Genomic DNA, 557 nt, shown 5'->3' on the forward strand with positions numbered 1-557 from the left:
CCGTGGAAGTGGGCAGCCTTCCAGCCCCCGCCCGTGCAACCTATGCGCTGGTCCGGCAAGGCGGTCCTTTTCCCTACGCCAAAGATGGCGTGGTCTTCGGCAATCGGGAGCGTTTGCTGCCCTTGCAAAAGCGCGGCTACTACCGGGAATACACCGTGAACACACCGGGCTCTTCGGACCGGGGAGCACGACGAATTGTGTGCGGTGGCCCGGCCACTGTGCCAGATGCCTGTTACTACACGACCGATCACTATGCGAGTTTTCGCAAGATCGTGCCTTGAATTGAATTTTGTACTTTGAGAAAGAGAATCGGGGATGGATACGCCACTTCGAACTGTCAGAACGAATATCGTTCAATCGATCCGCGCCTTCCGGGTGTCGGATCTGCAAGAGGCCGCACAGGGCTTGGGACACCACTTTCTGTACGCCAACCTCGCCAATGCGCAGACCAAGCAGGATGTGCTGGACATGATCGGCCAGCAGTTCATGCTACCGACCACCGTCAGCAAGAATTTTGACGCGCTGTACGACAGCATGACCGACCCGGTGCACAAGTC

General features: G+C 57.6%; 2 protein-coding genes. Both read left to right on the forward strand.

Annotated features, from left to right (window positions below; all coding sequences use genetic code 11):
* Window positions 1–281: guanyl-specific ribonuclease (locus AC1D1Y_RS26110; protein WP_477684909.1), on the forward strand; the 281-nt coding region annotated here is incomplete at its 5' end.
* A 34-nt stretch (window positions 282–315) separates the two neighbouring features.
* The coding region (locus AC1D1Y_RS26115; protein ID WP_477684910.1) for a barstar family protein at window positions 316–557 on the forward strand (242 nt) is incomplete at its 3' end.

It is taken from the genome of Polaromonas sp. P1_G1 (assembly GCF_056405595.1).